The organism is Hymenobacter rigui, from assembly GCF_003944715.1.
Lineage (GTDB): Bacteria > Bacteroidota > Bacteroidia > Cytophagales > Hymenobacteraceae > Hymenobacter > Hymenobacter rigui.
The window spans coordinates 230320-254985 of the sequence record NZ_RWIT01000002.1 but is presented as its reverse complement, the minus strand read 5'-3'; the positions used below and the strand labels follow the sequence as shown (position 1 = coordinate 254985).

Below are 24666 nucleotides of genomic sequence, written 5' to 3'. Positions count from 1 at the left end.
GTAATAGTCATACTTCATCTGGCGTCCGCGAATGCGCAGCGTTTCTACCGCTGGCTAAGTTAATGACACTCCAATATCAACCGTTCCATAGCCCAGGTTCAATCCTGGGCCCCCAGCCTACGAAGTGGTGGAGATGCTTCGACTCCGCTTTGCTTCGCTCGGAATGACGGTCTAATACGCACCAAGGTCAGGCCAACTCCTGGCTCCTGTCTTTTACTTCCCAGCTCCCAACTCCATGCGTCCTTCTGTTTTTCAAGCCTATAAAGCACCCATTGCCGTGCTGCTGGCGCTGGCACTGGCGCTGGGTGTGCTGGCGTACCGGCGCATCTCGGTGGCGCTGTTTCCGGAAGTCACGTTCCCGAAGGTGAAGGTTATTGCCGACAACGGCCTGCAGCCCGTGGACCGCATGATGGTGACGGTGACCAAGCCCATGGAAGACGCCATGAAGCAGGTGCCGGGCTTGAAGCTGCTGCGCTCCACTACCAGCCGGGGCAGCTGCGAAATATCGGCTTACCTGGAGTGGAATGTGGACGTGGTGCGCAGCCAGCAGACCATTGAAAGCCGCCTGAACCAGATCCGGGCCGATTTGCCGGCCGGCACCCAGATCAGCGTGGAGCGTATGAATCCGGCCATTCTGCCGGTAATGGGCTACACGCTGGAAGCGCCGGGCCGCTCGGCGCTGGAGCTGCGCCGGCTGGCTTTGTACACCGTTAAGCCGTTTTTGTCGCAGGTAGAAGGCGTGTCGTCGGTGCAGGTGCAGGGCGGGCGCACCAAGGAGTACCAGGTGGAGCTGCAGCCCGATCAGCTGGCGGCCCTGGGCATCACGCCCAACGATGTGAGCACCATGCTGGGCCAGACCAATTTCGTGCAGAGCAACGGCTACCTCACCGATTACCGCCGCCTCTACCTGACCATTACGGATGCCACCATCGAGCGCAAGGAAGACCTCGAAAACGTGGTGCTGCGCAACGACGGCCGCCGCATTGTGCGCCTGGCCGACGTGGCCACCGTGCGCCTGGGCGAGCAGCCCGAATACACCCGCATTAACGCCAACGGCCACGATGCAGTGCTGATTTCGGTGGTGCGCCAGCCCGATGCCAACGTAGTGCTGGTGTCGGAAGGGGTGCGGGCCAAGGTGAAAGCCGTGCAGGCCGGGCTGCCGCGCGGCATTACTCTGCGGCCCTACTACGACCAGGCCGATTTCGTGTCGGAAGTGGTGCGCTCGGTGCAGGAGGCCCTCTGGATTGGCCTGGCCCTGGCCCTGGTGGTAACGGCCCTGTTCCTGCGCTCCTGGCGGGCCTCGCTCACCATCCTGCTCACCATTCCCATGGCTCTCAGCCTCACGCTGGCGGTGCTGTATTTCGGGCTGGGCTACTCCTTCAACATCATGACGCTGGGCGCCCTGGCCGCCGCCATCGGCCTCATGATTGACGATGCTGTGGTGATGGTGGAGCAGCTGCACCGGGTGGGTGAGGAGCACCCGCAGGCCACCGTCGGCGAAGTAGTAGCCCGCTCCGTGCAGCACCTGCTGCCGGCGCTGGTGGGTTCCTCGCTCAGCACCATCGTTATTTTTCTGCCGTTCGTGCTGCTGGGCGGCGTGGCCGGGGCCTATTTCAAGGTGCTGGCTACCACCATGGTTGTGGCCCTGGTGTGCTCGTTTCTGGTGGCCTGGCTGGGTTTGCCGGTGCTGTATCTGCTGCTGTCCAGGAAGCAAGCTGGCAGCCCACGGCCAGTGGCTGCTGAGGAAGAAAGCGCTGCAACAGCCGATAGCCTCACCGAAACTGCCCACCACGAAATTCCGTGGGTCCGTTCCGTTATCCGGCACCCGGCCTACAGCGTGGTGGGCGTGGCGCTGCTGGTGGGGCTGATGGCGTTTATTGTGCCCCGGCTGGGAACGGGCTTCCTGCCGGATATGGACGAAGGGGCCATTGTGCTGGATTACAACTCGCCGCCCGGCACCTCCCTGGAAGAAACCGACCGGATGCTGCGCGCCGCCGAGAAGCTCATCGTGCAGGTGCCCGAAGTGGCGAGCTACTCGCGGCGTACCGGCACGCAAATGGGCTTTTTCATCACCGAGCCCAACAGCGGTGACTTCCTGATCCGGCTGAAAACTGACCGGCAGCGCACCACGGAGGAGGTCATTGACGATATCCGACAGCGCATCGAAAGTTCGCAGCCGGCCCTGATCATTGACTTTGGGCAGGTAATTGGCGACATGCTGGGGGATTTGATGAGCACGGTGCAGCCCATTGAAATCAAGGTATTCGGGCCCAACGCCGCTACCCGCTACGCCCTGGCCGATACGGTGGCGGGCATAGTGGAGCACACGGCCGGCACGGCCGATGTATTCAACGGCATTGTGCGCATGGGCCCGGCCGTGGATGTGCGCCCCGATGCCCGCCGGCTGGCCCAGTTTGGCATCACCGGCCTCGATTTTCAGAGTCAGCTCCAGACCCAGCTGGGCGGTGTGGTGGCGGGCAGCGTGCTGGAAGGCGAGCAGCTGCTCAACATCCGGCTGCGCTACCCCGGCGCGGCGCAGGCCACGCTCCAGCAGATGCAGGCCGAGCCCGTGTTTCTGCCCGGAGGCCAGCGCCGCCGCCTCGATGAGCTGGCAGTGGTGAGCGTATCGGCCGGGGAGGCGGAGCTGGAGCGCGAAAACCTGCAGGCCATGACGGCCGTTACGGCCCGCCTCAACGGCCGCGACCTGGGCTCGGCCATGACGGAAATCCGCCGGAAGCTGGACCGTGACCTGGCCCTGCCTCCGGGCTATTTTCTGCAGTTCGGCGGCTCCTACGCCGAGCAGCAGCAGTCGTTTCAGGAGCTGCTTACCATCCTGGCCTCAGCCTGCCTGCTGGTGTTTGCGGTGGGGCTGTTTCTGTTTCGCGAAATCAAGGCGGCGGGGCTCATTCTGCTGGTGGCGGTGCTGGGGCCGGCCGGCGGCACGCTCGCTTTGTACCTGACCAACACCCCCCTGAACGTAGGTTCCTACACCGGCCTGATTATGGTGGTGGGCATCATCGGCGAAAACGCCATTTTCACCCTGCAGCAGTTTAATGATGCCCGCCGGGAAGCCCCGGTGGAGCAGGCCATCGGCTACGCTATTGCCGCCCGCCTCCGCCCCAAGCTCATGACGGCCCTTTCGGCCATTGCGGCGCTGCTGCCGCTGGCTCTGGGCATTGGGGCCGGTGCGCAGCTGCACCAGCCGCTGGCCATTGCCGTAATTGGCGGCCTGCTGCTGGCGCTGCCGCTGTTGCTGGTGGTGCTGCCCAGCCTGCTGCGCCTGGCCTACGACCGGAAGCCGGAACCCGTGGTGTAGCACACCAAACCGGCAGAATTGAAAACGGCCCGTTCTCCCCACATAGTGCGGGGGAACGGGCCGTTGCGTTGTTCATGAATGGGAAGCTCGTCAGGCTGGCCGGTGCCAGAAGCGGAGGCTGGACTGCCAACAGCTACGGAGTTGCTGCAAATCGGAGGAGAGGAGCAGGTGCAGGCCCGTGACCCAGCCAATGGAGCAGACCCAGCCGGCCAGCACATCGGAAGGGAAATGCACGCCCAGGTACATGCGCGACAGGCCGACGCCCAGGGCGAACAGGCTGCCCAGCACCCACACCGGCCACCGCCACGGCTGCTGCCACACCAGAAACCCCAGCGCCGCTGCCAGTGCCGCCGAGCCCATAGCGTGCCCGCTGGGAAAGCTGTAAAACTTGGCCGGCGCAATGGATTCCCACAGCGCCGGCCGGGGCCGCCCGAATACCAGCTTGGTTACCACGTTGAGCGCCACGGCCCCGCCCACCGAAAGCGCAAAAAACAGGGCCTGCGTGGAGCAGTGCCGCCACAGCAGCCACAGCGTAATTATCCCGCCAACAGTCGACATTACTACCGGGCCACCCGCCGTGGTCAGGGCCAGGGCCAGCGTATCCAGACCGGGGCTTTCCAGCTGGTGTATCCAGCGCAGAATGGTTTGGTCGCCGATGAAGCCGCCGCTTTCCCAGATGTCTTCGGCCACTTCCGCGAAAATAAACCACGGCACGCCCAGGCCCAGCATGAGCAGAGCCACCAGGGGCCCGTGGCCCCGCACGGCTGCCAGAGCCTTCTGGTAAAACCGAATCAGGCGCTCCTGCATGTCGGGCTGCTGCGTTAGTGGGTTGGCCGCCACACCACGCTCATGCCCATGCCACCCGGCATCCAGGTGGGCGAGAAGCTGGTGCCTTCCAGAATGCGGGGCTTGCGGCCCCACCGGTTGCGGTGCGTCAGGTAGCCCAGGTGCGCCGACAGAATGCCGAAGCCGGCACCCGCCACCACGTCGCTCTGCCAGTGCTTGGTATTAATCATGCGCAGTGCGGCTACGCTGGTGGCAATGGTGTACGCCCCGATGCCGTACCACTGGCTTTTGTCCCGAAACTCGGTGTGTACGATGCTGGCCGCCAGAAATGCCTGCGCCGTGTGCCCCGAGGGAAACGAGAGGTTGTCGGAGCCATCAGGACGGGTTTCGCGGGTGAGGTTCTTCACCGTAAATACCGTGGCCAGCATAATCAGCTCCGATTTGCCAATGACCAGCAGTGTATTCAACCGGTCGTCGCGGGACTCCACGCCCGACAGCGCCACCAGGCCCAGCTCGGCGTAGGGCGCGAAAATCAGCAGGTTATCCAGCTTGGTGCGGTAGGTGGGGAAGAGCTTGTGAATATCCCGGTTGGCCTGCTGATTGGTGTAAAAGCCGCCGCCGTTGAAGGTGTACGCCCCGTAGCCGATAAGCAGGGCCGGCACCACGGTGGCTTTCACCAGTTTGCCTTTGTACCAGGGCTTGGTTACCGGGGCAGGTACGCCGGCCGGGTTTTCGAATTTGTGGGTAGTATCGGCCGGAGTAGCGGGCAGAATCTGGGCCGGGGCAGAGAAGTGAGTAGCCGCCATCAGCAGCACGCCTGCACCTAGCTGGCGGAAAGAGAAGTTCATTTAGTACACGTAAAAAAACCGGTATTCATCAACCTGATGCCTTGCTCAACCGAGCAGGAAAACAGTATACGGAGCCATTCTGAAGGAATCCTAAAGGTGTTCTTCAGAATCGAAATAAGTGGAAAAAAACTTGACAGGTTAGGCAGATGGCTAAAACAGGACCATTACGGCCAGCGTCACCAGCCACAGCAGTCCGCTTACCACGGAGGTGTTCAGGCGGGTTTCCGGCGGAAAAGGGAGTAACACCCCCAGGCCTGCCACCAGCAGCAGCAGAATAGGAAAGGCGGCCATAGCTGAGTTATAGATACCGCCGCCGTAGGGCGCAAACGGCTCCCGGCCCGCCGGCACGGTAGGGGCCTTCACCAGACGCACAATGCGCAGCAGCGGGGTGCGCCACACCGTTACGCGCGTAGCATCCTGAATGCGGTACGCCTGGCTGGTATGCAGCCGGAAGCTGGCGTGGGGTGTGAGGATGCGGTAGGCCATCTGCGGATTGGAGAGGGAGGCACCAATGGAAACCGGCCGCCGCTCCAGCACCGGCTCATCCGTGAACTGCTGTAGCGGCAGGGCCCAGTCAAGGCTCAGCAGCACGCAGAATACCACGGCGGCCCAGTTCACCCAGCGGGCCTTATGGGCCATGCTGGCCATGCGGGCGTACTCGGCTTCCCGGCGCTGCATGGCCAGGGTGCGGGCATCGGGGCGGTAGGCATTCATAGCAACAAGCCGACTTAATGAGAAGCAAACGAACCGGAGGCAGCCACTATACCCGTGTGCTGTTATCCATCGGGAAGTAAATAAACCAGAATTGCCGGCTCCGCAAACTGACCAGGGGTCAAAAAGAAGCCGCCCGACCTGGGAGGTCAGACGGCTTCTTTATTTTCAGTTCAGGCCTGACTCAGGCAAACGGAACCAGGGCCGCCAGGAGCATGGTGAAGATGCGGTGCCAGGTAGCATAGGGCCATACCGTGCCGGGGCTAGTACCTGTCTGCTTAATTTCCCGCTGGGCCATCAGCACCCAGCCCAGCAACACCTGACGGGCGGGCAGGGGCTGGCCGGAATGCAGAGCGGCGGGCCAAGTTTCAGCAGTCCAGTTTTGGAGAAAGTATTCCGCCTGATCAGCAATACGAGCTAAACGAGCCGGAGCATAAGGGTCGGTGGAGGGCAAATGACGGGCCGCGCGGTATAAGTCACGCAGGGCCGTGCGGGCAGGCGGGAAAACCAATTTTTCTCCGGCCGGCGGCTCAGGTGTTTGTTTCATCGGGCCCATTTACGGGAGCCTTTCAGCAGTTGGATTGTGTAGAATAGCTTCAAAATCAATAAAAAAAACTAACGTCTGAAGCGGGAATTTTTTACTTAAAACCTGGGTTTAAGGCCGGTTTACGCAGAAAGGGGCAGCGGGGTGTCATCAGGCAGCACTTCGGCGCCGGTTCCGTGGTCGGGCATGAGGCGTTTCCAGGTGGCCTGCTTCAGCTCATCCAGCCGGTGCAGGGTGTCCTGCACCGTGGCGTTGGCCCGCACTTTCTCAAACACGCCCGATTTGTGGGCGGCCTTCAGCAGCTGCTCCAGCACCACGGGCAGCACCCAGCCGACTACATTGCTGGCCAGTGCCCCGCGCAGTCCCAGCCGCACCAGCACCCGGGCGGCCATGCGCTCCAGCAGCAGGGCCCGGGCGGCGGGCAGGGCCTTGCCCGTCAGAAACTCCCGCACCTGCCGCATGTTGCCCTTTTCCACCTCGGCCCGCAGCACATCCTGCACCGCATCGAGAGCGGTACGGGCAGCCTGGCGGAACAGACGGCCGGTTTGCCAGGCCGCCAGGCCGGTAAGCTGGCCGGCAGTGCGCAGAAAATGAGGCAAACGAGGTAGTTTTTTCATCGGGGGTATACTCAACCGTAGCGTATTCAGGGCAACATACGTAGGGGGGTAGGGCTGGTTACAGCCGGAACCCTGTTCTTTTTCTTTCTATGAATGCAAGTGTAATAACCCAGCCCGGCGGCCCGGAAGTGCTGGAACTTCAGCAAGTACAATCACCGGAGCCGGCCGCCCACGAAGTGCTCATTCAAGTAGCCGCAGCCGGCGTCAACCGCCCCGATGTGCTGCTGCGCCAGGGGAAATACCGGGGCAGCGGCAACGTAACCGGCCTGATTCCGGGCCTGGAGGTGGCCGGTACGGTGGTGCAGTGCGGCGCTGCCGTAACCCGCTGGCACCCCGGCGACGCCGTGTGTGCCCTGCTGGCCCAGGGTGGCTACGCCGAGTTTGTAGCCGTGGATGCCCGCCATTGCCTGCCCATCCCGGCCGGTCTCACCATGCCGGAGGCCGCCAGCTTACCCGAAACGGCCTTCACGGTGTGGCATAACGTGTTTCAGCGGGGCCAGCTGCAGCCCGGCGAAAAGCTGCTGGTGCACGGCGGCAGCAGCGGTATCGGGGTACTGGCAGTGCAACTGGCTCATGCGCTGGGCAGCCCGGTAGCGGCCACGGTGGGCACGGCGGAAAAAGCAGCTGCCGTGCGGGCGTTGGGAGCCGAGCAGGTCATCAACTACCGCGAAGCCGATTTTGAAGCCGTACTGGAGGCCGGCGGTGGGGTAGATGTGGTGCTGGACATGATTGGCGGCGACTACACCGCCAAAAACCTGCGCCTGCTGCGCCCCGATGGCCGGCTGGTATTCATCAATGCTATGCAGGGCGGCCCGGCCGAGTTTAATGCGCTGGATCTGATGAGCCGCCGCCTCACCATTACGGGTAGTACCCTGCGGCCCCGCTCCGCCGAGTTTAAGGCGGCTCTGGCCCTGGCCGTGGAGCAGCACGTGTGGCCGTTGGTGGCCAGTGGTGCCGTGCGGCCGGTGCTTCATGCCACCCTGCCGCTGGCGCAGGCCCGGCAGGCACACGAGCTGCTGGAAAGCAGCGCCCACATCGGTAAGCTGGTGCTGACAGTGGAGTAAATACAGTACTTGGTCATTACTGCCGAAATGGGTGTGCGACAGTCGTTTTCGGAGACGCTGTGCAATACTTACCAACGAAATTCGTCTTTGCCGGTTAAGGGGCTGCACGCACCTCATCCGGGTTCGTGGCGTTTGGCCGGCGGCCCGGTCCACCGTTCCTTTCCTTTTTCCTTACCCTTTTGCTATGTACACAGCACTCTTAGTGGGCGCCACCGGATTGGTAGGTAACTATCTGCTCGGTCAATTGCTGCTCGATGACCGGTTTACGCACCTGAAAGTTTTCACCCGTCGGCCCACCGGCTACCAGAATCCCAAGCTGGAGGAGCATGTGGTCGATTTCGACCAGCCCCGCGACTGGAGCCACCTGCTCACCGGCGACGTGCTGTTTTCCTCCCTGGGCACTACCCTGCTGCAGGCGGGCAGCCAGCAAAACCAGTACCGCGTCGATTACACCTACCAATACCAGGCCGCCAAAGCCGCCGCCGAAAATGGGGTGCCCACCTACGTGCTGGTCTCCTCGGCCGGGGCCGATGCAGAGGCACTGGTATTTTACAGCCGCATGAAGGGCGAGTTGGAGCGCGACGTGAAGCGGCTTCCGTTCCAGCGGATTCGGCTGCTGCAGCCCGGCATTCTGGCCGGAAACCGGCAGGAGGCACGGCTGGGCGAAAAGGTGGGCATCCTGCTGGCCACAGTAGCCGGGGCACTGCCCATACTGCATCAGTATCGGCCCATCCATGGCCGCACCGTGGCCCGCGCCATGATTCAGGCCGCTCTGGATGAAACACCGGGCGTGCAGACCGATACGCTGGAAGGCGTGTTTACCCGCGCTGGCGAGAAATAAAAACCGCCAGCTCTCCTGGATCAAAAAAACACAAAAGAGGCCGTTTCCTGATATAGGAAACGGCCTCTTTTCTTCAAATTTCAGTACCGCACTAAGCACTAAGCACTAAGCACTAAGCACTAAGCACTAAGACTTCTTCCACTTAATGGTGCAGCCGATGGCTTTGGTGGAGCTGACGGAAGCGGTTTTGCCGGCTACCAGTTCGGTCATGGCGTTTTCCAGATACTTGGTTTTTACCAGCTTGGCATCCTCCGAGTTGTCATCAATGGCCCCGATGTAGCTCACCACGAAGTCAGCGCCCTGGCGGGTAAGCACGTAGAGGTGGGGCGTGCGGGTAGCGCCGTACTGGTGCGCCACCTGCTGGGTTTCGTCCTGGAGGTAGGGGAAGGCGTACTTCTTTTCCCGGGCCCGCTTCTGCATCTCCGCGAATGAGTCGCCGGGCACAGTGGCGGGGTCATTGGGGTTGATGGCCACCACGGGGAAGCCCTGCGGGGCGTATTTGGTATTCAGGTCAATGATGCGCTGCTCATAGGCCTTGGCGTAGGGGCAGGTGTTGCAGGTAAACACCACAATGTACCCCTTGGCGGCCTTGTTATCGGCCAGGGACACCAGTTTGCCATCCACGTTTTTCAGCTTGAAGTCGGCGGCTTTGTCACCTACCTGATAACCGGCATCGGCCACGGGACGGAGCATGATGAAGCTGCTGAGGACCAGCACCAGAAGGGAGGCCAGGAAAGGAAGAAGCTTTTTCATGGAAGTGAAGATGAGGGTGAAAACGGGTTACTTCATAAACGCCTGCAGCTGCTTCTGCAGCTCCTCGGCTGTAAACTCCTGCTCAAACGTCTGGCGCTTGTGGCGGGCATTATTGAGCAGCAGCGTGAAGGGCAAAGAGCCGGTCCACTTGGGGTCAATTTTGGCCAGGTAGAGGTTGGGGTCGGTTTCGTTGAGCAGCATTACCTCCGATTTGAGAGCATTTTTTGCCACGAAGGGCATCACCTTCTTATCCAGCTGCGAGGCGTAGTCCATGCTTACCAGCAGCACTTTCACTTTCTGGTTTTTGTAGGTGGTGGTTAGCTTATCGAAGTGGGGCAGCTCTTTCACGCAGGGGCCGCACCAGGTGGCCCAGAAGTTCACTACGTAGGTGGTGTCGGTGGGGCGGGAGAGGCGCTTCTGCAGCTCCGGCAGCTTAATCACCTGCACCTGCTGGGCGTGGGCCGTGGCCGTGAGCAGCAGCCCGGCCAGCAGGGCAATGAATTTCAGTTTATTCATGGTAAAAGGAAAGGGATCTGCCGGAAAGACAGCGGAAGTCCACCGGAAGTTGCGAAGCAGGACCATAGTTCTGCTCAGCCTCCGAGTACAAACCTTGCGTACCTTTGTTATTCCCTGAGAAAAACGCCTCCCAACCGGGTTATGAACAAACTATATTGCCCCAGCCTCACCGAATATAAGCGCCGTCTCTCCCGTGAAGTGAAAATCGGCGACCTGCCGATGGGCGGGCTCAACCCCATCCGGGTGCAGAGCATGACCACCGTGGACACTATGGACACGCTGGGCTCGGTGGAGCAGACGCTGCGCATGGTGGAAGCCGGCTGCGAATACGTGCGCATCACGGCCCCCAGCGTGAAGGAGGCCCAAAACCTGCTCGAAATCAAGAAGGAGCTGCGCAAACGCGGCTGCACTGTGCCCCTCATTGCCGACATCCACTTCACGCCCAACGCCGCCGAGCTGGCCGCCCGCATCGTGGAGAAAGTGCGCGTGAACCCCGGCAACTACGCCGATAAGAAGAAGTTTGACGTTATTGATTACACCGACAGCAGCTACGCCGCCGAGGTGGAGCGCATTCGGGAGCGGTTCCGCCCGCTGGTCCAGATCTGCAAGCAGTACGGCACGGCCATGCGCATCGGCACCAACCACGGCTCCCTCTCGGACCGGATTCTGAGCCGGTATGGTGATACGCCGCTGGGCATGGTGGAGTCGGCGCTGGAATTTCTGCGCCTCTGCGAGGAGGAAAACTACTACGACGTGGTGCTGAGCATGAAGGCCAGCAACACCCAGGTGATGGTGCAGGCCTACCGCCTGCTGGTGCAGAAGCTCGACGAAGAGGGCCTGCAGCCCTACCCGCTGCACTTGGGCGTAACGGAAGCCGGCGAGGCCGAAGACGGCCGCATCAAGTCGGCCGTGGGCATCGGCACGCTGCTCGAAGACGGCCTGGGCGACACCGTGCGCGTGAGCCTCACCGAAGCCCCCGAAGCCGAAGCCCCCGTAGCCAAGGCCTTGATTGACCGGTACACCAACCGCGCCCAGGAAGCCCAGCCTATTCCTCCAGTTGTTAGTTCTTCGTTGTCAGTTGTCAGTGAGAATGACGCTCCAAACGAACTGACAACTGACAACCAACAACTAACAACTACTATTCCCATCGACCCTTTCCAGTACCACCGCCGCGTAACGCGGGAGGTGCTGAACCTGGGCGGGCAGAACGTGCCGCGCGTCATGGCCGACCTCTCGCGGTTGCCCGGCCTGGAATACGCCGATCTGCGCGCCGTGGGGCATCTGTATTCGGCTTTCCTGGATAAGTTTCAGATGAACGACCTGGGGGCCGACTACGTGTACGCGGGCCAGCGGCCCATCCCGTTCATGCTGCCCAACGGTCTGAAGGAAGTGGTGGACTACACCGCCTGGCTCGACGCCGGCCAGCGCCCCGACCACTACCCGCTGCTCACGGCCGAGGAGTACGCCGCGGCCGGTCCGCGCCACCCCGAGCTGAATTTCGTGCGCCACACCCTGGCCTCGCTCACGCCCGCCGCCCTGCCGCTGCTGCGCGCCGATGCCACCGCCGTGCTGCTGCTGCGCACCGACAACGCCCACGCCATGCCCGAAATCCGCCGGGCGTTCTTCGAGCTGCTGAACAACGGCGTGCCCAACCCCGTCATCATCCAGCGCCAGTACCCGGCCCTGAGCCCCGAGCAAACCCAGCTCTACGCCGCCACCGACGTGGGCGGCCTGCTCCTCGACGGCCTCGGCGACGGCGTGCTGCTGAGCACCGAGCTGCTGCCCGAGCGCCCGAAGGAGGAGTGGCTCACCACGCTGGACCAGCTCAACCAGCTCGGGTTCGGTATCCTGCAGGCGGCCCGCACCCGCATGAGCAAAACCGAGTACATCAGCTGCCCCAGCTGCGGCCGTACCCTGTTCGATCTGCAGGAAACCACCGCCATGATCCGCAAGCGCACCGACCACCTGAAGGGCGTCAAAATCGGCATCATGGGCTGCATCGTGAACGGCCCCGGCGAAATGGCCGACGCCGACTATGGCTACGTGGGCGTGGGCAAAGGCAAAATTGCCCTCTACCGCGGCCAGGAAGTCATCAAGAAATCCGTCCCCGAAGAACGCGCCGTGGACGAGCTCATCGAACTCATGCGCGAAGACGGCCGCTGGCTGGAAAAAGAGCTGCTGGAAGAGCCAGTGGTGGGGTAGTTACTCGCAAACATGGAAGAGTTTACCATTGCAGGGAAAGATTCATTCCTCACCATAAGGTTAGTTGAGGTATTGGGCTTTCCGGATGACACGTCGCACTGGGGTGGCTACGATGTCCGTGCGGGCATCTACATACAGGTGGGCGGCTTCTCCGTAAACTCGACTTTGTGGACCTCCACCGGCGAGCTATATGAACTGTACCAACAGCTCCGAGTCTGTAATGAGTCGGTGAAGGGAACAGTGCGTTTTGAGTCGTATGAACATCAGTTAGAATTCACAGCTCAATACACACCTGCTGGACAGCTTATTCTGGAAGGCGTTTTTTCAGAATTCATCGATTCGAACAACAAGCTGATTTTTACTATCATCACTGACCAGAGCTACATCCAAAGCACGTTGATGGAGATGCAGAAAATTGTTCAGAAATACGGTGGTATGGAAGGCGTCAAATAAAGCCATGCTGGATTTTTACTTGATTCCCGACAGCCAGAATATTTCAAGCAAGGGTTTAATGCTGGAACGTATTGGCGGCATTGAATACGAAGCGTTTATCGAACTGCAAGCCGCCGGAATTATTGAATCGTGGCTTGATTACTATGGTAAGTTTCGCTGGGGTAACGAGTTGGTTATCCGCAAGCAACAGCAACTGCGTCAGTTGCCTGCAGCGGCCGTGAGCCCAGGCACGCGGGCTGCGTTTATGGCACTTCTTCAACAGGCAGCGCAGGCGCATTGTGGCTTGCTGGCGGAAGGTGATTGACCAACAAAGCACGTTCGTATGGGCCTTTACACAATAGTGATGGATTTTGAGGGCGGGGCGTATATCGCGCAGGTAACGGCCAAAAACGAAAGTGCCGCTATCAGGGAATGGGCTACTACCTTAGATACAGCAGTTATACCCCGAATAGGCAAAAAGATAAAAGCCCGGATGCAGCAGCTACTTTCAGAGGATGAAGTTGATAATCCGGTAGCAATACACGGTTGTATTCAGGTTTGGTGTGACACGCTCTCAGTTTCGGGGCGTTTTATGCTGCTTACTATCATCAAGACCGCGCAGGATGCATAACGAGATGATGTCTGGCTGGCCTGTCTCCCTGCATGATGCCGTCGTGGATAGTTTCCTGTTCGATAACTCAAGGTGCCGTCTGGAGGTGACTATCTGGCGAAAATCGGAGAGTGGCAATAGGAAGTGGGCGAAACTCGTGGTTTCTGGTATTGCGGGCAGCAGCGTGCAGGTGCTGCAAAAAGTACAGACCACAATAGATTCTATACTTCGGGAAGAGCAGCGCAAAAGCTTGAGCTTTCGAGTAGATGAGTTTCAATGTAGAAAGCGGCCAGTTGTATATGGTACCTCTGGATTCACCGTCAATCTGTCCATCGACCATCTGGCTCCTTTGAGGATAGATTGTCTAAAATGCAATTTTCTGTCTCTGCAATGAAATCTCAAATTCAACTGTTTGCTGGCTCAACTCTTCTCGGGACTATCGAAGCCAAAGTGGTAGATGCTTCGATGGGAGTAATAGGTGGTACTTTGAAGCCAACAGCCGCCTATTTTGCTAGCTTTCAAGCCTTTTTTCGAGCACATATAGAGACACTCGACTGGAAAGGACTAGCGGCCCTCGAGTTGAAGGCTGTTTCGCCAATAGTAGGTGAAATCGTTGCCCAAGGAGGAATAGATATTACCGATGTAGAAGGTTTTGATGAGGTTGATGCTAATGTCTGCGGAATAGGTTTTCAGCAAATGAGTAGGCTATTTCCTGATGCCTAAAACATCCGTGCCGCTCATCCGTCCTTACCTGCATGAAACTACGCGTGATACTCACCGGCACGACCGGTATGGTGGGGGAAGGGGTGCTGCTGGAGTGTTTGCATAACTCCGATGTGGAGCAGGTGCTCAGCATCAGCCGGCGGCCCAGCGGGCACCAGCACCCCAAGCTGCGGGAGCTGCTGCACGAAGATTTCCAGAACCTCACGCCCATTGCCGATCAACTCCGGGGTTACAACGCCTGCTTTTTCTGCCTGGGCGTATCGTCGGTGGGAATGCAGGAGCCGGAGTACCGTCGCCTCACCTACGACCTGACCCTGCACTTCGCCCGCACCCTGCTGGCCTACAACGGCCCCGACCTCACGTTCTGCTACGTCTCGGGCGCCGGCACCGACGATACGCTGCGCAGCCGCCAGATGTGGGCCCGCGTGAAGGGCGAAACTGAAAACGAGCTGCGGCAGCTGGGTTTCCGGCAGGCGTTCATGTTTCGCCCCGGTTTCCTGCGCGCCACCCCCGGCCAGCGGCACGTGCTGTCGTATTACAAGTACTTCGGCTGGCTGTACCCTGTGCTGCGCGGCGTGGCCCCCAAATTCGCCTCCACGCTGCAGGAGCTGGGCCAGGCTATGCTGCACGTAGCCCAGCGCGGCTACCCCAAACCCATCCTGGAAGTACCCGACATCGTGGCGGCGGCGAAAGGGTAGAGACCGTATATCACTGGACCCGGTCCGACGCCGGAGGCGTCCGACCGGTTGAAGTTTGCGCCTATGGAACTATGACGGCCGCACAACCACGCAAACCCGTCAGCACGCGGCAACCGGTCGGACGCCTCCGGCGTCGGACCGGGGCATGACTGCGCTACTTACACTTCTCCTTGCGCCGCGTATCGATGATGTGGGCGATGCGCCAGCCCTCAGCCAGCTTCACCAGTTGAAACGAGTTGTAGCCGCAGTGGCTGAAGGTGCTGCCCCGGTAGAACTGGTAGGGCGTCCAGACGCTGGCCAGGTTGGCGTCGATGAGTACTTTTTCGAACGTGATGCGCTCATCCCACACCTCCGGGTGCGGCGTGCCCACGGCTTTCACAAAGTCGGAGGGGTTTTCGGGGCGCAGCTGCGTCTGGCCGTTTTTGGTGGTGAGGGTGTGGAATACGGCCCCCGGGGCCAGCGTGGCGCGGACGGCGGCACTGTCGCCGCGGCGCATGCCCTCGAAGAAGCGGCGGATGGTTTGCTGCACGGCCTCGGTTTCGGCGGCCGGCTTAGTCTGGGCGAAGATGGCCGAAGCGGTGAGCAGCAGCGGCAGCAGGAGCAGAGGCTTCATAAAGTGGGCAGCTGGGTAAAACGCACAAGGTAACGGAAAGCCGGGGAGGGGTGCCGCAGACTCTTGCGAGTAGCCGGGCGGTGTAGAGACGCAATATTTTGCGTCTCGTCGTTGCTGATGTTGTTCAGTAAGCGCAACGCCATTCGTTCAACGAAGAGACGCAAAATATTGCGTCTTTACACCGCCCGGCAGCCCGCGGCTTGATAAAATTATGACGTGCCGCCATTGCCACCCGGAAGCGGCCTATTTTTGCGGATTGCCGCAGTTGCGGCAGCTTTTTCCGTGCTTTTCTCATGACGTTTTCCCGCACCTTCGACCTCCTAGCTCATCTGGCCCACACCACCCCCGAGGCCGACTGCCTGGTAGCAAAAAAGGACGACCAGTGGCAGCCGCTGAGTGCCGCCAAAGTGCAGGAAATGAGCAACCACGCCAGCCTGGGCCTGCGCGCCCTGGGCGTGCGGGCCGCCGATAAAGTGGCCATCATCTGCCCCAACCGCCCCGAGTGGGTAGTGGCCGATATGGGCATTGCCCAGCTGGGGGCCGTGAGCGTGCCTATGTACCCCACCATCACGGTGGAGGACTACCGCCACATTTTCCAGGATGCCGGCGTGCGCGTGGTGCTGGTGGAAGGCGAGAAGCTGCTGGCTCGGGTGCAGGAGGTCGTGGCCGGGCTGCCGCACGGCCCCGAGCACATTCTCACCTTCGAGCCCACGCCCGGCCATCGCTCCTTTGCCGACCTGCTGGCCATGGGAGCGGCCGCCGACGTGGCCGCGCTGGAACCCCTGAAAGCCGCCGTGCAGCCCGACGACCTGCTCACGCTCATCTACACCTCGGGCACCACCGGCCGGCCCAAGGGCGTGATGCTCAGCCACCGCAACATCCTGTTCAACTGCCAGAACCTGCTGAGCTACCTGCCGCTGACTCCGGGTCACAAAACCCTCAGCTTTTTGCCCTTGAGCCACATTTTCGAGCGCACGGCCACGTTTCTGTACCTGCAGTTGGGCTTCAGTATCTACTACGCCGAAAGCGTGGAGCGCATTGCCGACAACCTGCGCGAGGTGCAGCCCCACGTGTTCACCACGGTGCCCCGCCTGCTCGAAAAAATCTACGACAAGATTGTGGCCACCGGCCAGCAACTCACCGGCGTTAAGCGCAAGCTGTTCTTCTGGGCCCTCGACCTGGGGCTGCGCTACGACACCCAGAAAGACCAGGGCGCGTGGTACAACGCCCAGCTGGCCTTGGCCAATAAGCTGGTGTTCAGCAAGTGGCGCGAGGCTATGGGCGGGGAGGTGCGCTACATCGTGAGCGGGGGCGGGGCCTTGCAGCCGCGGCTGGCGCGGGTGTTCTGGGCGGCCGGCATCCGGGTGATGGAAGGCTACGGCATGACGGAAACTTCGCCCGTTATTGCCGCCAGCCAGCCCGTGCCCGAGAGCAACCTCATCGGGGCCGTGGGGCCGGTGCTGCCGGGCGTGGAAGTGAAAATTGCTGCCGACGGTGAAATCCTGACCCGGTCCCCTTCGGTGATGCAGGGCTACTACAACCGCCCCGACCTCACGGCCGAAGTCATCGACACGGAGGGCTGGCTGCACACCGGCGACATTGGCGAGCTGGTGCAGGGCCGCTTCCTCCGCATTACGGACCGCAAAAAGGAGATGTTCAAAACCTCCAACGGCAAGTACGTGGCCCCGCAGCCGCTGGAGTCGAAGCTGTCGGAGTCGCCGCTGGTGGAGCAGGTGATGGTGCTGGGCGAGGGAGAGAAGTACGCCGCCGCCCTGCTGGTGCCCGCCTTCGCCGAGCTGCGCGCCTGGGCCCGGCAGCACCAGCTCCCCGCCGACCTCTCCGACGCCGCCCTGGCCGCCCATGCCCAGGTGCGCCAGCTCTACGAGCAGCTGGTGCAGCAAACCAACGCCGCCTTCGCCCAGTGGGAGCAGATCAAGAAAATCGAGCTGCTGCCCGCCCTCTGGAGCGTGGAATCAGGCGAGCTGACCCCCACGCTCAAAGTGCGCCGCAAAATTATCAGCCAGAACAACCAACAGCGCATCGAGAACCTGTTTCGGGGCTAGCCAGGTCGTAGAGACGCACCATGTTGCGTCTTGTCGTTGCTGACGTTGAAGCTATTCGGACGACCCCGAAAGACAGTCATGCTTCGGCAGGCTCAGCATGACTGTCTTTCTATGATGTTCTGCTGTTAAAGTAGCCGGAGACGCCCGTTCCACGACGAAACCCGATTCCTTGCGTCTCGACACTACGCACTACCTGTTTATGGCCCGCGGGTAAATCTTTTCCGCGCGCCGGGTGTTATCTTGGCAAACCTGATTTTCCTTTTCTTATGCGCAAAGACCTGTTTAATCTCGGCCCCGTGTTCGGGTATTTTTTCCGCAAAAAAGATCCTAACCGCCACTCCAACTTCAACCTGCGGACCATGCACTTCATCAATAAGCTGAGCATGGCCATGTTCCTGGTCGGGTTTCTGGTACTGCTGTACCGCTGGTTTATCCGGTAATTAGTTGTCAGTTGGTAGTTGTTGGTTGTCAGAAACCACGCGCCAGCAGCTAACAACCGACAACTAACAAGCAGCAACGGCTGATCACGCATATGAACATCGAAGACTTCCGCGACTACTGCCTGCTGAAGGCGGGCGTAACTGAAGAAACACCTTTCGGGCCCGAAACGCTGGTATTTAAAGTAGGGGGCAAAGTGTTTGCCCTCACGGATATCGACACGTTCGGCAGTATTAACCTGAAGTGTGACCCGGAGCGCGCCGTGGAGCTGCGCGAGCAACACGAGTACGTGCTGCCCGGCTACCATATGAACAAGAAACACTGGAACACTGTGCTGGTGGGCACGGGCATTCCTGGTAGTCAGCTGCGCGAGCTGATAGACCATTCCTACGACTTGGTGCGGGCTTCGCTGCCGAAAAAACTGCGGGAGGAGCTAACCGAAGCGGAGCAGTAACGTGGGCTTCCAATAAAAAGCGGCTCCGGCCGCTTTATTTTTTAAACAGCATTGTAACATCAATGGTTACAATGCTACCTTTGTCATAACCAAGCGGGTCAAAGCGGTTCGCCGTTTCCCGGTTTTCCCGTTACCATGCAAATCAGTAGCCGCTTTTCCGTTGCCGTACACGTGCTTTCCCTGCTGGCTTTGCAGCAGCCCGGCGACGAGCTGCTGACCTCGGAGCGCATGGCGGGCAGCGTAAATACCAATCCGGTGGTGATTCGGCGGCTGCTGGGGCAGCTGAAAAAGGCCGGGCTGGTGGAAGTACGGCCGGCTTCGGGAGGCACTTTTCTCACTCGCTTGCCCCAGGCTGTTTCGCTGCTGGAGGTGTACCGCGCCGTGGAAGTGGTAGAGGAAGGCCAGCTGTTCAGCGTGCACGACAAGCCCAACCCGGCCTGCCTGGTCGGCCGCCACATTCAGTCGGCGCTGGATACTACGCTGCAGCGCGCCCAAACGGCCCTGGAGCAGGTGCTGGCCGGCACCACACTGGCGCAGGTAACCACCGATATTCTGGCCAGGGGCCCGGAAACGAGTTAAATTTTTTTTGTGCCTGATTGTAACAATGGTGGTTACAGCAGGTTTGTAGTTTACTTCACCTCATACCCTTCATTCTCATGAAAATTGCCCTCATTGGTGCCACCGGTTTCGTTGGCTCGAAACTGCTGACCGAAGCCCTCAACCGTGGCCATCAGGTAACGGCCATTGTGCGCGACCCCGCCAAACTCACCACTCAGCACCAGAACCTGACCGTGGTAACCGGCGACGCCAACAAGGTGGATGAGCTAGCGCAGCAGCTGGCCGGCCACGATGTGGTTATCAACTCGTTTAATGCCGGCTGGACCAACCCCAACCTCTACCACGACTTCCTGCAGGGCTCCCGCGACATTGAGGCGGCCACCGAGAAATCGGGGGTGAAGCGCCTGATTGCCATTGGCGGTGCCGGCAGCCTGTACATCAACGGCCAGCAACTGGTAGACGGCCCCGATTTCCCGCAGGACATTAAACCCGGTGCCACTGCCGCCCGCGACTACCTGAACGATCTGAAAAAGAACGAGTCGCTTGACTGGACGTTTGTCAGCCCGGCCATCGAAATGCACCCCGGCATCAGCACCGGCCGCACCGGCCACTACCGTCTCGGCACCGAAAGCCCGGTATTCAATGAGGAGGGCCGCAGCATCCTGTCGGGTGAGGATCTGGCCCTCGTAATTCTGGACGAAGCGGAACAGCCCAAACACAGCCGCCAGCGCTTTACGGCAGCCTATTAGCCATCAACTCAGGAGGCGCCAGCGGCAGCATCCTGCGAGCACCGAGGCCCGGTGTGGGGCGTAGTTGAGTAACTACGCCCCACACCGGGCCTTAACGTTTAGGAACAGTCTAACGCTATATGGCCACGGCGGCGGGAACATCAACTGAAACCCAGTCCACGTCCTTGCGCAGCCATTGCAGGGTGTCGGCCTCGGGCGAGCCGGGGGTGGGCTGCAGGTTGTAGTGCCACTCGCACTGGGGGGGCAGGCTCATGAGGATGCTCTCGGTGCGCCCCCCGGTTTCCAGCCCGAAGCGTGTGCCCCGGTCGATGGCCAGGTTGAACTCGGCGTAGCGGCCGCGCCGGATGAGCTGCCACTGTTTTTGTTGCTCGGTGTACGGGAGGTCGGCGTTGTGGCGCATGATGGCCGAGTAGGAGCGGCCGTACACCTCGCCCACGGCCTGCACAAAGGCAAACAGGTCTTCGAAATTACCATCTGGGCCCACGGTGAGCCGATCAAAGAAGATGCCGCCCACGCCGCGGGTTTCCTGGCGGTGGGGCAGGAAGAAGTACTCGTCGGCCCACTGCTTAAAGCGCGGGTAGTAGCTGGCGTCGAACTGGTCGCACACCTCGGCAATCTGCTCGTGAAACCAGCGGGCCTGCTCCACGTCCACGTAAATGGGGGTCAGGTCGAGGCCGCCGCCAAACCAGGCCTCGCCGTTGCCGGCCTCGAAGTAGCGCACGTTCATGTGCGAAATGGGCACCAGGGGGCTGCGCGGGTGCTGCACCACCGATACGCCGGTGGCGAAGTAGTTGGGGTTGGGCATGAGCAGCTGCCGGGCGGCCCGGGCCTCCATCTCACCCCACACGGCCGAAAACGCCACCCCGCCTTTTTCGAGCACCCGGCCCTGCTGCAGCACCCGGGTGCGGCCCCCGCCGCCGCTGTGGTGCTGCCAGGCATCTTCCTGAAAGCGGCCCGGCCCGTCGGCCGATTCGAGCTGCTGGCACAGCCAATCCTGAAACTGCCGCATCCAGTGCTCCACGCGGCGGCGGGTGGGGGTGGTGGCGAAAACGTCGGAGGGTTCCATAGTCGGGGAAAAATAAGCTTGACAAAAGGAGTGGCGGCCGGGCATCAGCCCCAGTGCACGGCGTGGTAATCGGGACGCAAGCGGGGAGCTGGCTGGGCCAGGCGCTCGGCGCACCGGGCGCAGCAGGCCGTGGAGGCCGAGTACTCCGGGGCCCGCAGCACCAGCACCGGAATCTGGGTGTGGTAGGCGCGGGTGGTCGTGTAGCAGTGGTCGAAATAGGCCAACAGCTGGGCCGTGCTGGTGGGCGAGATGATGAGCAGTTGGGCCTGGGTGCGGGCGCAGAACTCGCTGCTGCCTTCCAGCGGGGCATCGTCCTCGAGCAGGTGGGTGGCGACGGCCGGCCAGGTGAGCTGGCTCGCGGCCCGGGTAAGGGCCTGCTTGAGGGCCCGCCGCTGGGGGCGCTGCGCCGGGGCGTAGAACTGCAGCAAATCGAGCGGGGCCGGGAAGGCGGCCTGCAGGGCCGAGAGGCGCGGGAGCACGTGCAGGCCCAGGGAGGCGAAATCGGCCATGAAGGCCAAGCGGTTGGGCAGGGGGCGGCGGCCCGGGGGCACCACCAGCACCGGGCAGGGCACCACTGAGGTGATGGTGGCCGCCTCGAGGCCCGGCAGACGAGGGTGGCGCGCGTCGGTGGGAGGCAGGCCCAGCACCACCAGGTCGGCGGCGCAGCGGGTTACTTCGGCGGCCAAGTGCTGGGGCAGCGAGCCGGCCAGCACGCGGTAGTGGTACCGGATGCGGCGGCCATCCTGGCGGGTGAGCTGCTGGTAGCGCAGGCGCTCGGCCAGGGTGCGCAGGCGCTGCTCGTGGGCGGCCGCGGCGAGGGGCGGCTGGTCGGTGGCGGTATCGTCCGGGCAGTACAGCAGCACGATTTCGGCGGGCCAGCGCACGGCCAGTTTGTTGGCGTAGGCCAGCGTGTGCTCGGCGGTGGCGGGGTCAATCGGAACAAGAAGGGTTTTCATGCAGCAGGAAAATGGACGAAGCGGAAAATTAGCGGCAGTAATGCACGGTGCGCGGCAAGTGCGCCGGGGCCGGAGCGCCGGCCAGGGGCTGCAAACGGGGGCTCAGGTACGGAATGCCCAGGCCCAGCCCGCGCACCACAAACAGCAGGGCCAGCGTCGTGGCCGCGTAGGGCACCACCCGGCGCAGCCGGCTGCGCCAGGCCACCGGCACCAGTCGGCCGGTGAGCGAGAGGGAGAGCAGCAACGGCAGCGTGCCCAGCCCGAAACAGGCCATGTAAGCGGCGGCACCCAGCACGCCAGGGGCACTAAGGGCGCCGGCCAGGGCCAGGTACACCAGGCCGCAGGGCAGCAGCCCGTTGAGCAGCCCGGTGCCGTAGAGGGCGGCGCCGGAAGGCCGCCGGAACAGGTCGGCCAGCGTGGCCTGCACCCAGCGCAGCAGGGCCGCCAGGCCCAGGGCGTCGGCCAGCCGGCCAGAGTAGCGCGCCGGGGCGGCTATCAGCAGCAGAATCAGCAGGCCCGAGGCAATGGACAGGCTTTGCTGCCAACCCGCCAGGCGCAGGCCGTGGCCGGCCAGCCCGGCCAGCGCGCCCAGCCCCGCGTAGGTGCTGATGCGCCCGGCGTGGTAGAGCAGCCGCCCCCGCAGAAACGGCCAGCGGCCCCGGTCGGCCGGGGAGCCGGGCTGGCCGGGCAGGGCCAGGGCAATGGCCCCGCACATGCCCACGCAGTGGAAGCTACCCAGCAACCCAAATACAAAGCCGGCCCAGAGCATCGGAAAAACAAGCAAAACGCTACCTGATTAGGCCGGCAAGTACGCACCCCGAATGGGCGGACTACATGACGAAAATCAGCTGCCCAGGGTGATATTCCTCTCCACGAAATACGCCTGCCCGCCCGCCGTGAACGTGAACCGTACCCGCCAGAAACCCGGCTGCATCCGGGCCGTACTGATGCGCTGCTCCCGGGAGGCATCGGGCTGCAACGGCATACTGAAATCCAGCTGCTGATTGGAGGGCCGGAAAAACTGCACGCGGCCCCGCACCGCCGCGCCGGCCACGGCCGCCGGCAGGCGCAGCACCAGTTGCTGGCGCGCCGGCTCCAGCGTGAGCTGCACCGGCCCCGGCAAGGCCGCCGTGCGGGCCACCGACTCCATCCGCTGCTGATAGGCCAGCTCCTGCTGGTAATAATCCGGGCTGACGAGCTCCACGCTGGTGCGCATGGCCTGCTGCACGAGGTAGCCGATAAAGCCGGCAAACAGCCCAAACGCCGCCACAATGGCATAGGGCCAGCGCGCCCGCTGAGGGGCCGAGGATGTCGTAGGGTTCATGCGGATAATAGAAATGAAGTGAAAGGGCCGGTCCGACGGCGCAGCCGTCCGACCGGTTGGCTGCGTGCTGACGCCCGGGTGGCCGGCACATTGCAGGCGGCCCGGTTGGCTATGTGCTGACGTTTGGGGTGCAACTCCGATAGACCGGGCATGTGGCGCGGGCGGCAACCGGTCGGACGCCTTTGGCGTCGGACCGGGGCGGGCGTTTCCGTAGAACTGGTTACTGCACGGGGCCGAGGAACTTGGTGCGGGTTTCGGCAATGAGCTGGTTGCCGCTGTAGAGGCCCAGGCGCAGGGGCTGGTTGGTGCGGTGCAGGGCCGTACGGGGCAGCTCGGCAAAGAATACGCCCTCCACAATGCCCTGGGCCGGCAGCTGCAGCACCCGGCCGCCCACCAGCGAAACGCGGCCCTGGGCGGGCTCCAGCACCCGGAGCGTAAGCGGGTAAGGCGCGTTGGTTTTGTTGATGACGGAGATGTTGTAGAGGTTGGTGATGGTGCCGTGGGTTGTTTTCTGGTACAGCTGGCCCGGGGTGCGCAGCACGGTGGCCTGCACGTTGGCGCGCGAGGCCAGCAGGCCCGTCAGCACGGCCACCAGCACCAGCAGCACCCCCGAGTAGGCCTTCACCCGGCCCGTGAGGCGGAAGCGGGAACCCTCGGCAATGGCCTGCACCGAGGCGTGCCGGATCAGGCCCGGCGGCTGCTCCAGCAGGGCCATAATGTTGTTGCAGGCATCAATACAGGCCGTGCAGTTGGTGCACTCCAGCTGGGTGGCCCCGTTGCGGATATCAATACCGGTGGGGCACACCTGCACGCACTGGTTGCAGTCGATGCAGTCGCCGGCGGTGCGCACCTGGTTTTTGCGCCGTTTCTCGCGGGGCTCGCCGCGCTGGTAATCGTAGGCCACTACCAGGCTGTTCTTATCCAACAATACCCCCTGCAGGCGGCCGTAGGGGCAGGCAATGGTGCACACCTGCTCCCGAAACCGGGCAAACACGGCGTAAAACACGCCCGTGAACAGCGTCATGGCCGCCAGCCCGCCCAGGTGCCGGCCCGGCGCGTCGGTGATGATGCGCACCAGCTCCTCCGAGCCAATGATGTAGGCCAGGAAGGTATTGGCAATCAGAAAGGAAATGCCCACGAACAGCGCGTGCTTGGTGGTTTTGCGCCAGAGCTTGTCCCAGTCGAGGGGCCGCCGGTCGAGGGCTTTCTGCTGGGGTCCGTCGCCTTCCAGCCAGTACTCGATGCGGCGGAATACCATTTCCAGGAAGATGGTTTGGGGGCACACCCAGCCGCAGAACACCCGCCCGTACACCACCGTGAACAGGATGATGAACAGCACGAAGGTAAGCATGGCCAGCAGCAGGATAAAGAAATCCTGGGGCCAGAAAATCTGCCCGAAGATGATGAAGCGGCGGGCCGGCAGGTTCAGCAGCAGCACCGGCAGCCCGTGCAGGCGCAGCCAGGGGCCGGCAAACAGCAGGGCCAGCAACCCGTAGCTCAGCCAGGACCGCCACCGGTACAGCGGCCCCTGCGGCTTTTTGGGGTACAGCCACACCCGGTGCCCGGCGGCATCAATGGTGGCAATGGAGTCCCGGTACGAATCGTCGGGGGTGTAGGGAGTAGCAGGCATGGTAAGTAAGGCAACGGTCCGGTCCGACGCCGGAGGCGTCCGACCGGTTGGCTTCGTGCTGAGGTTGTTACCCGGCAGCGCAAGCTGGCCGAGCAGCGCAGATGGCCCGGCTCCAACGGCCTGGTCGCACGCCTCCGGCGTCGGACCAGGCCGT

Annotated in this window: 27 protein-coding genes; 14 read left to right on the top strand and 13 right to left on the bottom strand. The window is 62.1% G+C overall.

What is annotated here, in order from left to right; all coding sequences use genetic code 11:
* Window positions 1–235 precede the first annotated feature (235 nt).
* Window positions 236–3316: an efflux RND transporter permease subunit gene (locus tag EI291_RS05170; RefSeq protein WP_125418711.1), complete on the top strand. Its 3081-nt coding sequence runs from the start codon at window positions 236–238 to the stop codon at window positions 3314–3316.
* A gap of 90 nt (window positions 3317–3406) precedes the next feature.
* On the opposite strand, the gene EI291_RS05165 is transcribed toward EI291_RS05170, so the two are convergent.
* The 5 genes from EI291_RS05165 to EI291_RS05145 all read right to left on the bottom strand — a co-directional run bounded on the left by EI291_RS05165 (window position 3407) and on the right by EI291_RS05145 (window position 6822).
* A complete protein-coding gene (locus EI291_RS05165; protein ID WP_148103380.1) occupies window positions 3407–4123 on the bottom strand; it encodes a phosphatase PAP2 family protein in 717 nt (238 codons plus the stop codon).
* A gap of 14 nt (window positions 4124–4137) precedes the next feature.
* Window positions 4138–4950: a phosphatase PAP2 family protein gene (locus EI291_RS05160; RefSeq protein ID WP_125418707.1), complete on the bottom strand. Its 813-nt coding sequence runs from the start codon at window positions 4948–4950 to the stop codon at window positions 4138–4140.
* A 150-nt stretch (window positions 4951–5100) separates the two neighbouring features.
* The gene (locus EI291_RS05155; RefSeq protein WP_125418705.1) at window positions 5101–5664 is read right to left on the bottom strand and encodes a hypothetical protein; all 564 of its coding nucleotides are present in this window, start codon (window positions 5662–5664) and stop codon (window positions 5101–5103) included.
* A 181-nt stretch (window positions 5665–5845) separates the two neighbouring features.
* On the bottom strand, window positions 5846–6208 hold the full coding sequence (locus EI291_RS05150) for a hypothetical protein (RefSeq protein ID WP_125418703.1): 363 nt from the start codon (window positions 6206–6208) through the stop codon (window positions 5846–5848).
* A 119-nt stretch (window positions 6209–6327) separates the two neighbouring features.
* Window positions 6328–6822 (bottom strand): hypothetical protein, encoded by a 495-nt coding sequence (locus tag EI291_RS05145; RefSeq protein ID WP_125418702.1) that lies wholly within the window; start codon window positions 6820–6822, stop codon window positions 6328–6330.
* Between the two features lie 89 nt (window positions 6823–6911).
* On the opposite strand from EI291_RS05145, the gene EI291_RS05140 reads away from it, so the two are divergent.
* A complete protein-coding gene (locus EI291_RS05140) occupies window positions 6912–7886 on the top strand; it encodes an NAD(P)H-quinone oxidoreductase (RefSeq protein WP_125418700.1) in 975 nt (324 codons plus the stop codon).
* Between the two features lie 184 nt (window positions 7887–8070).
* On the top strand, window positions 8071–8727 hold the full coding sequence (locus EI291_RS05135; protein ID WP_125418698.1) for an NAD(P)H-binding protein: 657 nt from the start codon (window positions 8071–8073) through the stop codon (window positions 8725–8727).
* A 126-nt stretch (window positions 8728–8853) separates the two neighbouring features.
* Here the strand turns inward: EI291_RS05135 and EI291_RS05130 are convergent, their stop codons facing one another.
* Both EI291_RS05130 and EI291_RS05125 read right to left on the bottom strand, forming a co-directional pair.
* On the bottom strand, window positions 8854–9480 hold the full coding sequence (locus EI291_RS05130; RefSeq protein WP_125418696.1) for a thioredoxin family protein: 627 nt from the start codon (window positions 9478–9480) through the stop codon (window positions 8854–8856).
* A 27-nt stretch (window positions 9481–9507) separates the two neighbouring features.
* Window positions 9508–9996 (bottom strand): TlpA disulfide reductase family protein, encoded by a 489-nt coding sequence (locus tag EI291_RS05125; RefSeq protein ID WP_125418694.1) that lies wholly within the window; start codon window positions 9994–9996, stop codon window positions 9508–9510.
* Window positions 9997–10137: 141 nt separating this feature from the next.
* Here EI291_RS05125 and ispG point away from each other — a divergent pair, with 141 nt between their 5' ends.
* From ispG to EI291_RS05095, 6 genes are all read left to right on the top strand, one after another.
* On the top strand, window positions 10138–12198 hold the full coding sequence (gene ispG / locus EI291_RS05120) for a (E)-4-hydroxy-3-methylbut-2-enyl-diphosphate synthase (protein ID WP_125418692.1): 2061 nt from the start codon (window positions 10138–10140) through the stop codon (window positions 12196–12198).
* A gap of 12 nt (window positions 12199–12210) precedes the next feature.
* A complete protein-coding gene (locus EI291_RS05115; protein WP_125418690.1) occupies window positions 12211–12651 on the top strand; it encodes a WapI family immunity protein in 441 nt (146 codons plus the stop codon).
* Between the two features lie 4 nt (window positions 12652–12655).
* The gene (locus EI291_RS05110; RefSeq protein WP_125418688.1) at window positions 12656–12955 is read left to right on the top strand and encodes a hypothetical protein; all 300 of its coding nucleotides are present in this window, start codon (window positions 12656–12658) and stop codon (window positions 12953–12955) included.
* 18 nt (window positions 12956–12973) lie between these two features.
* A complete protein-coding gene (locus EI291_RS05105; RefSeq protein WP_148103379.1) occupies window positions 12974–13261 on the top strand; it encodes a hypothetical protein in 288 nt (95 codons plus the stop codon).
* Between the two features lie 369 nt (window positions 13262–13630).
* A complete protein-coding gene (locus EI291_RS05100) occupies window positions 13631–13963 on the top strand; it encodes a hypothetical protein (protein ID WP_125418684.1) in 333 nt (110 codons plus the stop codon).
* A gap of 32 nt (window positions 13964–13995) precedes the next feature.
* Window positions 13996–14661, top strand: coding sequence for a Rossmann-fold NAD(P)-binding domain-containing protein (locus tag EI291_RS05095; RefSeq protein ID WP_125418682.1), 666 nt, complete (start codon window positions 13996–13998; stop codon window positions 14659–14661).
* Window positions 14662–14815: 154 nt separating this feature from the next.
* Here EI291_RS05095 and EI291_RS05090 read toward each other — a convergent pair whose 3' ends face one another.
* Window positions 14816–15274 carry a nuclear transport factor 2 family protein gene (locus EI291_RS05090; protein WP_125418680.1) on the bottom strand — a complete coding sequence of 153 codons (459 nt, stop codon included), beginning with the start codon at window positions 15272–15274 and terminating at the stop codon, window positions 14816–14818.
* Window positions 15275–15567: 293 nt separating this feature from the next.
* Here EI291_RS05090 and EI291_RS05085 point away from each other — a divergent pair, with 293 nt between their 5' ends.
* The 5 genes from EI291_RS05085 (at window position 15568) to EI291_RS05070 (ending at window position 19536) form a co-directional block, all read left to right on the top strand.
* The gene (locus EI291_RS05085) at window positions 15568–17337 is read left to right on the top strand and encodes an AMP-dependent synthetase/ligase (protein WP_125418678.1); all 1770 of its coding nucleotides are present in this window, start codon (window positions 15568–15570) and stop codon (window positions 17335–17337) included.
* Between the two features lie 266 nt (window positions 17338–17603).
* On the top strand, window positions 17604–17777 hold the full coding sequence (locus tag EI291_RS22745; RefSeq protein WP_170172513.1) for a DUF6728 family protein: 174 nt from the start codon (window positions 17604–17606) through the stop codon (window positions 17775–17777).
* Window positions 17778–17869: 92 nt separating this feature from the next.
* Window positions 17870–18229: an MmcQ/YjbR family DNA-binding protein gene (locus EI291_RS05080; protein ID WP_125418676.1), complete on the top strand. Its 360-nt coding sequence runs from the start codon at window positions 17870–17872 to the stop codon at window positions 18227–18229.
* A 135-nt stretch (window positions 18230–18364) separates the two neighbouring features.
* Entirely contained in the window at window positions 18365–18808 is a 444-nt protein-coding gene (locus EI291_RS05075) for an Rrf2 family transcriptional regulator (RefSeq protein WP_125418674.1), read from the top strand.
* Window positions 18809–18885: 77 nt separating this feature from the next.
* Window positions 18886–19536: an NAD(P)-dependent oxidoreductase gene (locus tag EI291_RS05070; RefSeq protein WP_125418672.1), complete on the top strand. Its 651-nt coding sequence runs from the start codon at window positions 18886–18888 to the stop codon at window positions 19534–19536.
* Window positions 19537–19651: 115 nt separating this feature from the next.
* Here the strand turns inward: EI291_RS05070 and hemF are convergent, their stop codons facing one another.
* The 5 genes from hemF to ccoG form a co-directional block, all read right to left on the bottom strand.
* On the bottom strand, window positions 19652–20602 hold the full coding sequence (gene hemF, locus EI291_RS05065; protein ID WP_125418670.1) for an oxygen-dependent coproporphyrinogen oxidase: 951 nt from the start codon (window positions 20600–20602) through the stop codon (window positions 19652–19654).
* A 44-nt stretch (window positions 20603–20646) separates the two neighbouring features.
* Window positions 20647–21558, bottom strand: a complete 912-nt coding sequence (locus EI291_RS05060) for a universal stress protein (RefSeq protein WP_125418668.1) — start codon at window positions 21556–21558, stop codon at window positions 20647–20649.
* 28 nt (window positions 21559–21586) lie between these two features.
* Entirely contained in the window at window positions 21587–22342 is a 756-nt protein-coding gene (locus EI291_RS05055) for a sulfite exporter TauE/SafE family protein (protein ID WP_240635373.1), read from the bottom strand.
* A 60-nt stretch (window positions 22343–22402) separates the two neighbouring features.
* The gene (locus EI291_RS05050) at window positions 22403–22882 is read right to left on the bottom strand and encodes a FixH family protein (RefSeq protein WP_125418666.1); all 480 of its coding nucleotides are present in this window, start codon (window positions 22880–22882) and stop codon (window positions 22403–22405) included.
* A gap of 220 nt (window positions 22883–23102) precedes the next feature.
* Window positions 23103–24512 (bottom strand): cytochrome c oxidase accessory protein CcoG, encoded by a 1410-nt coding sequence (ccoG, locus tag EI291_RS05045; protein ID WP_125418664.1) that lies wholly within the window; start codon window positions 24510–24512, stop codon window positions 23103–23105.
* Between the last annotated feature and the right edge of the window lie 154 nt (window positions 24513–24666).

What these genes read in the sequence shown, in the direction of transcription:
- EI291_RS05170 (WP_125418711.1), top strand. Translation starts at nt 236, where the DNA reads ATGCGTCCTTCTGTTTTTCAAGCCTATAAAGCACCCATTGCCGTGCTG.
- EI291_RS05165 (WP_148103380.1), bottom strand. Translation starts at nt 4,123, where the DNA reads ATGCAGGAGCGCCTGATTCGGTTTTACCAGAAGGCTCTGGCAGCCGTG.
- EI291_RS05160 (WP_125418707.1), bottom strand. Translation starts at nt 4,950, where the DNA reads ATGAACTTCTCTTTCCGCCAGCTAGGTGCAGGCGTGCTGCTGATGGCG.
- EI291_RS05155 (WP_125418705.1), bottom strand. Translation starts at nt 5,664, where the DNA reads ATGAATGCCTACCGCCCCGATGCCCGCACCCTGGCCATGCAGCGCCGG.
- EI291_RS05150 (WP_125418703.1), bottom strand. Translation starts at nt 6,208, where the DNA reads ATGAAACAAACACCTGAGCCGCCGGCCGGAGAAAAATTGGTTTTCCCG.
- EI291_RS05145 (WP_125418702.1), bottom strand. Translation starts at nt 6,822, where the DNA reads ATGAAAAAACTACCTCGTTTGCCTCATTTTCTGCGCACTGCCGGCCAG.
- EI291_RS05140 (WP_125418700.1), top strand. Translation starts at nt 6,912, where the DNA reads ATGAATGCAAGTGTAATAACCCAGCCCGGCGGCCCGGAAGTGCTGGAA.
- EI291_RS05135 (WP_125418698.1), top strand. Translation starts at nt 8,071, where the DNA reads ATGTACACAGCACTCTTAGTGGGCGCCACCGGATTGGTAGGTAACTAT.
- EI291_RS05130 (WP_125418696.1), bottom strand. Translation starts at nt 9,480, where the DNA reads ATGAAAAAGCTTCTTCCTTTCCTGGCCTCCCTTCTGGTGCTGGTCCTC.
- EI291_RS05125 (WP_125418694.1), bottom strand. Translation starts at nt 9,996, where the DNA reads ATGAATAAACTGAAATTCATTGCCCTGCTGGCCGGGCTGCTGCTCACG.
- ispG (WP_125418692.1), top strand. Translation starts at nt 10,138, where the DNA reads ATGAACAAACTATATTGCCCCAGCCTCACCGAATATAAGCGCCGTCTC.
- EI291_RS05115 (WP_125418690.1), top strand. Translation starts at nt 12,211, where the DNA reads ATGGAAGAGTTTACCATTGCAGGGAAAGATTCATTCCTCACCATAAGG.
- EI291_RS05110 (WP_125418688.1), top strand. Translation starts at nt 12,656, where the DNA reads ATGCTGGATTTTTACTTGATTCCCGACAGCCAGAATATTTCAAGCAAG.
- EI291_RS05105 (WP_148103379.1), top strand. Translation starts at nt 12,974, where the DNA reads ATGGGCCTTTACACAATAGTGATGGATTTTGAGGGCGGGGCGTATATC.
- EI291_RS05100 (WP_125418684.1), top strand. Translation starts at nt 13,631, where the DNA reads ATGAAATCTCAAATTCAACTGTTTGCTGGCTCAACTCTTCTCGGGACT.
- EI291_RS05095 (WP_125418682.1), top strand. Translation starts at nt 13,996, where the DNA reads ATGAAACTACGCGTGATACTCACCGGCACGACCGGTATGGTGGGGGAA.
- EI291_RS05090 (WP_125418680.1), bottom strand. Translation starts at nt 15,274, where the DNA reads ATGAAGCCTCTGCTCCTGCTGCCGCTGCTGCTCACCGCTTCGGCCATC.
- EI291_RS05085 (WP_125418678.1), top strand. Translation starts at nt 15,568, where the DNA reads ATGACGTTTTCCCGCACCTTCGACCTCCTAGCTCATCTGGCCCACACC.
- EI291_RS22745 (WP_170172513.1), top strand. Translation starts at nt 17,604, where the DNA reads ATGCGCAAAGACCTGTTTAATCTCGGCCCCGTGTTCGGGTATTTTTTC.
- EI291_RS05080 (WP_125418676.1), top strand. Translation starts at nt 17,870, where the DNA reads ATGAACATCGAAGACTTCCGCGACTACTGCCTGCTGAAGGCGGGCGTA.
- EI291_RS05075 (WP_125418674.1), top strand. Translation starts at nt 18,365, where the DNA reads ATGCAAATCAGTAGCCGCTTTTCCGTTGCCGTACACGTGCTTTCCCTG.
- EI291_RS05070 (WP_125418672.1), top strand. Translation starts at nt 18,886, where the DNA reads ATGAAAATTGCCCTCATTGGTGCCACCGGTTTCGTTGGCTCGAAACTG.
- hemF (WP_125418670.1), bottom strand. Translation starts at nt 20,602, where the DNA reads ATGGAACCCTCCGACGTTTTCGCCACCACCCCCACCCGCCGCCGCGTG.
- EI291_RS05060 (WP_125418668.1), bottom strand. Translation starts at nt 21,558, where the DNA reads ATGAAAACCCTTCTTGTTCCGATTGACCCCGCCACCGCCGAGCACACG.
- EI291_RS05050 (WP_125418666.1), bottom strand. Translation starts at nt 22,882, where the DNA reads ATGAACCCTACGACATCCTCGGCCCCTCAGCGGGCGCGCTGGCCCTAT.
- ccoG (WP_125418664.1), bottom strand. Translation starts at nt 24,512, where the DNA reads ATGCCTGCTACTCCCTACACCCCCGACGATTCGTACCGGGACTCCATT.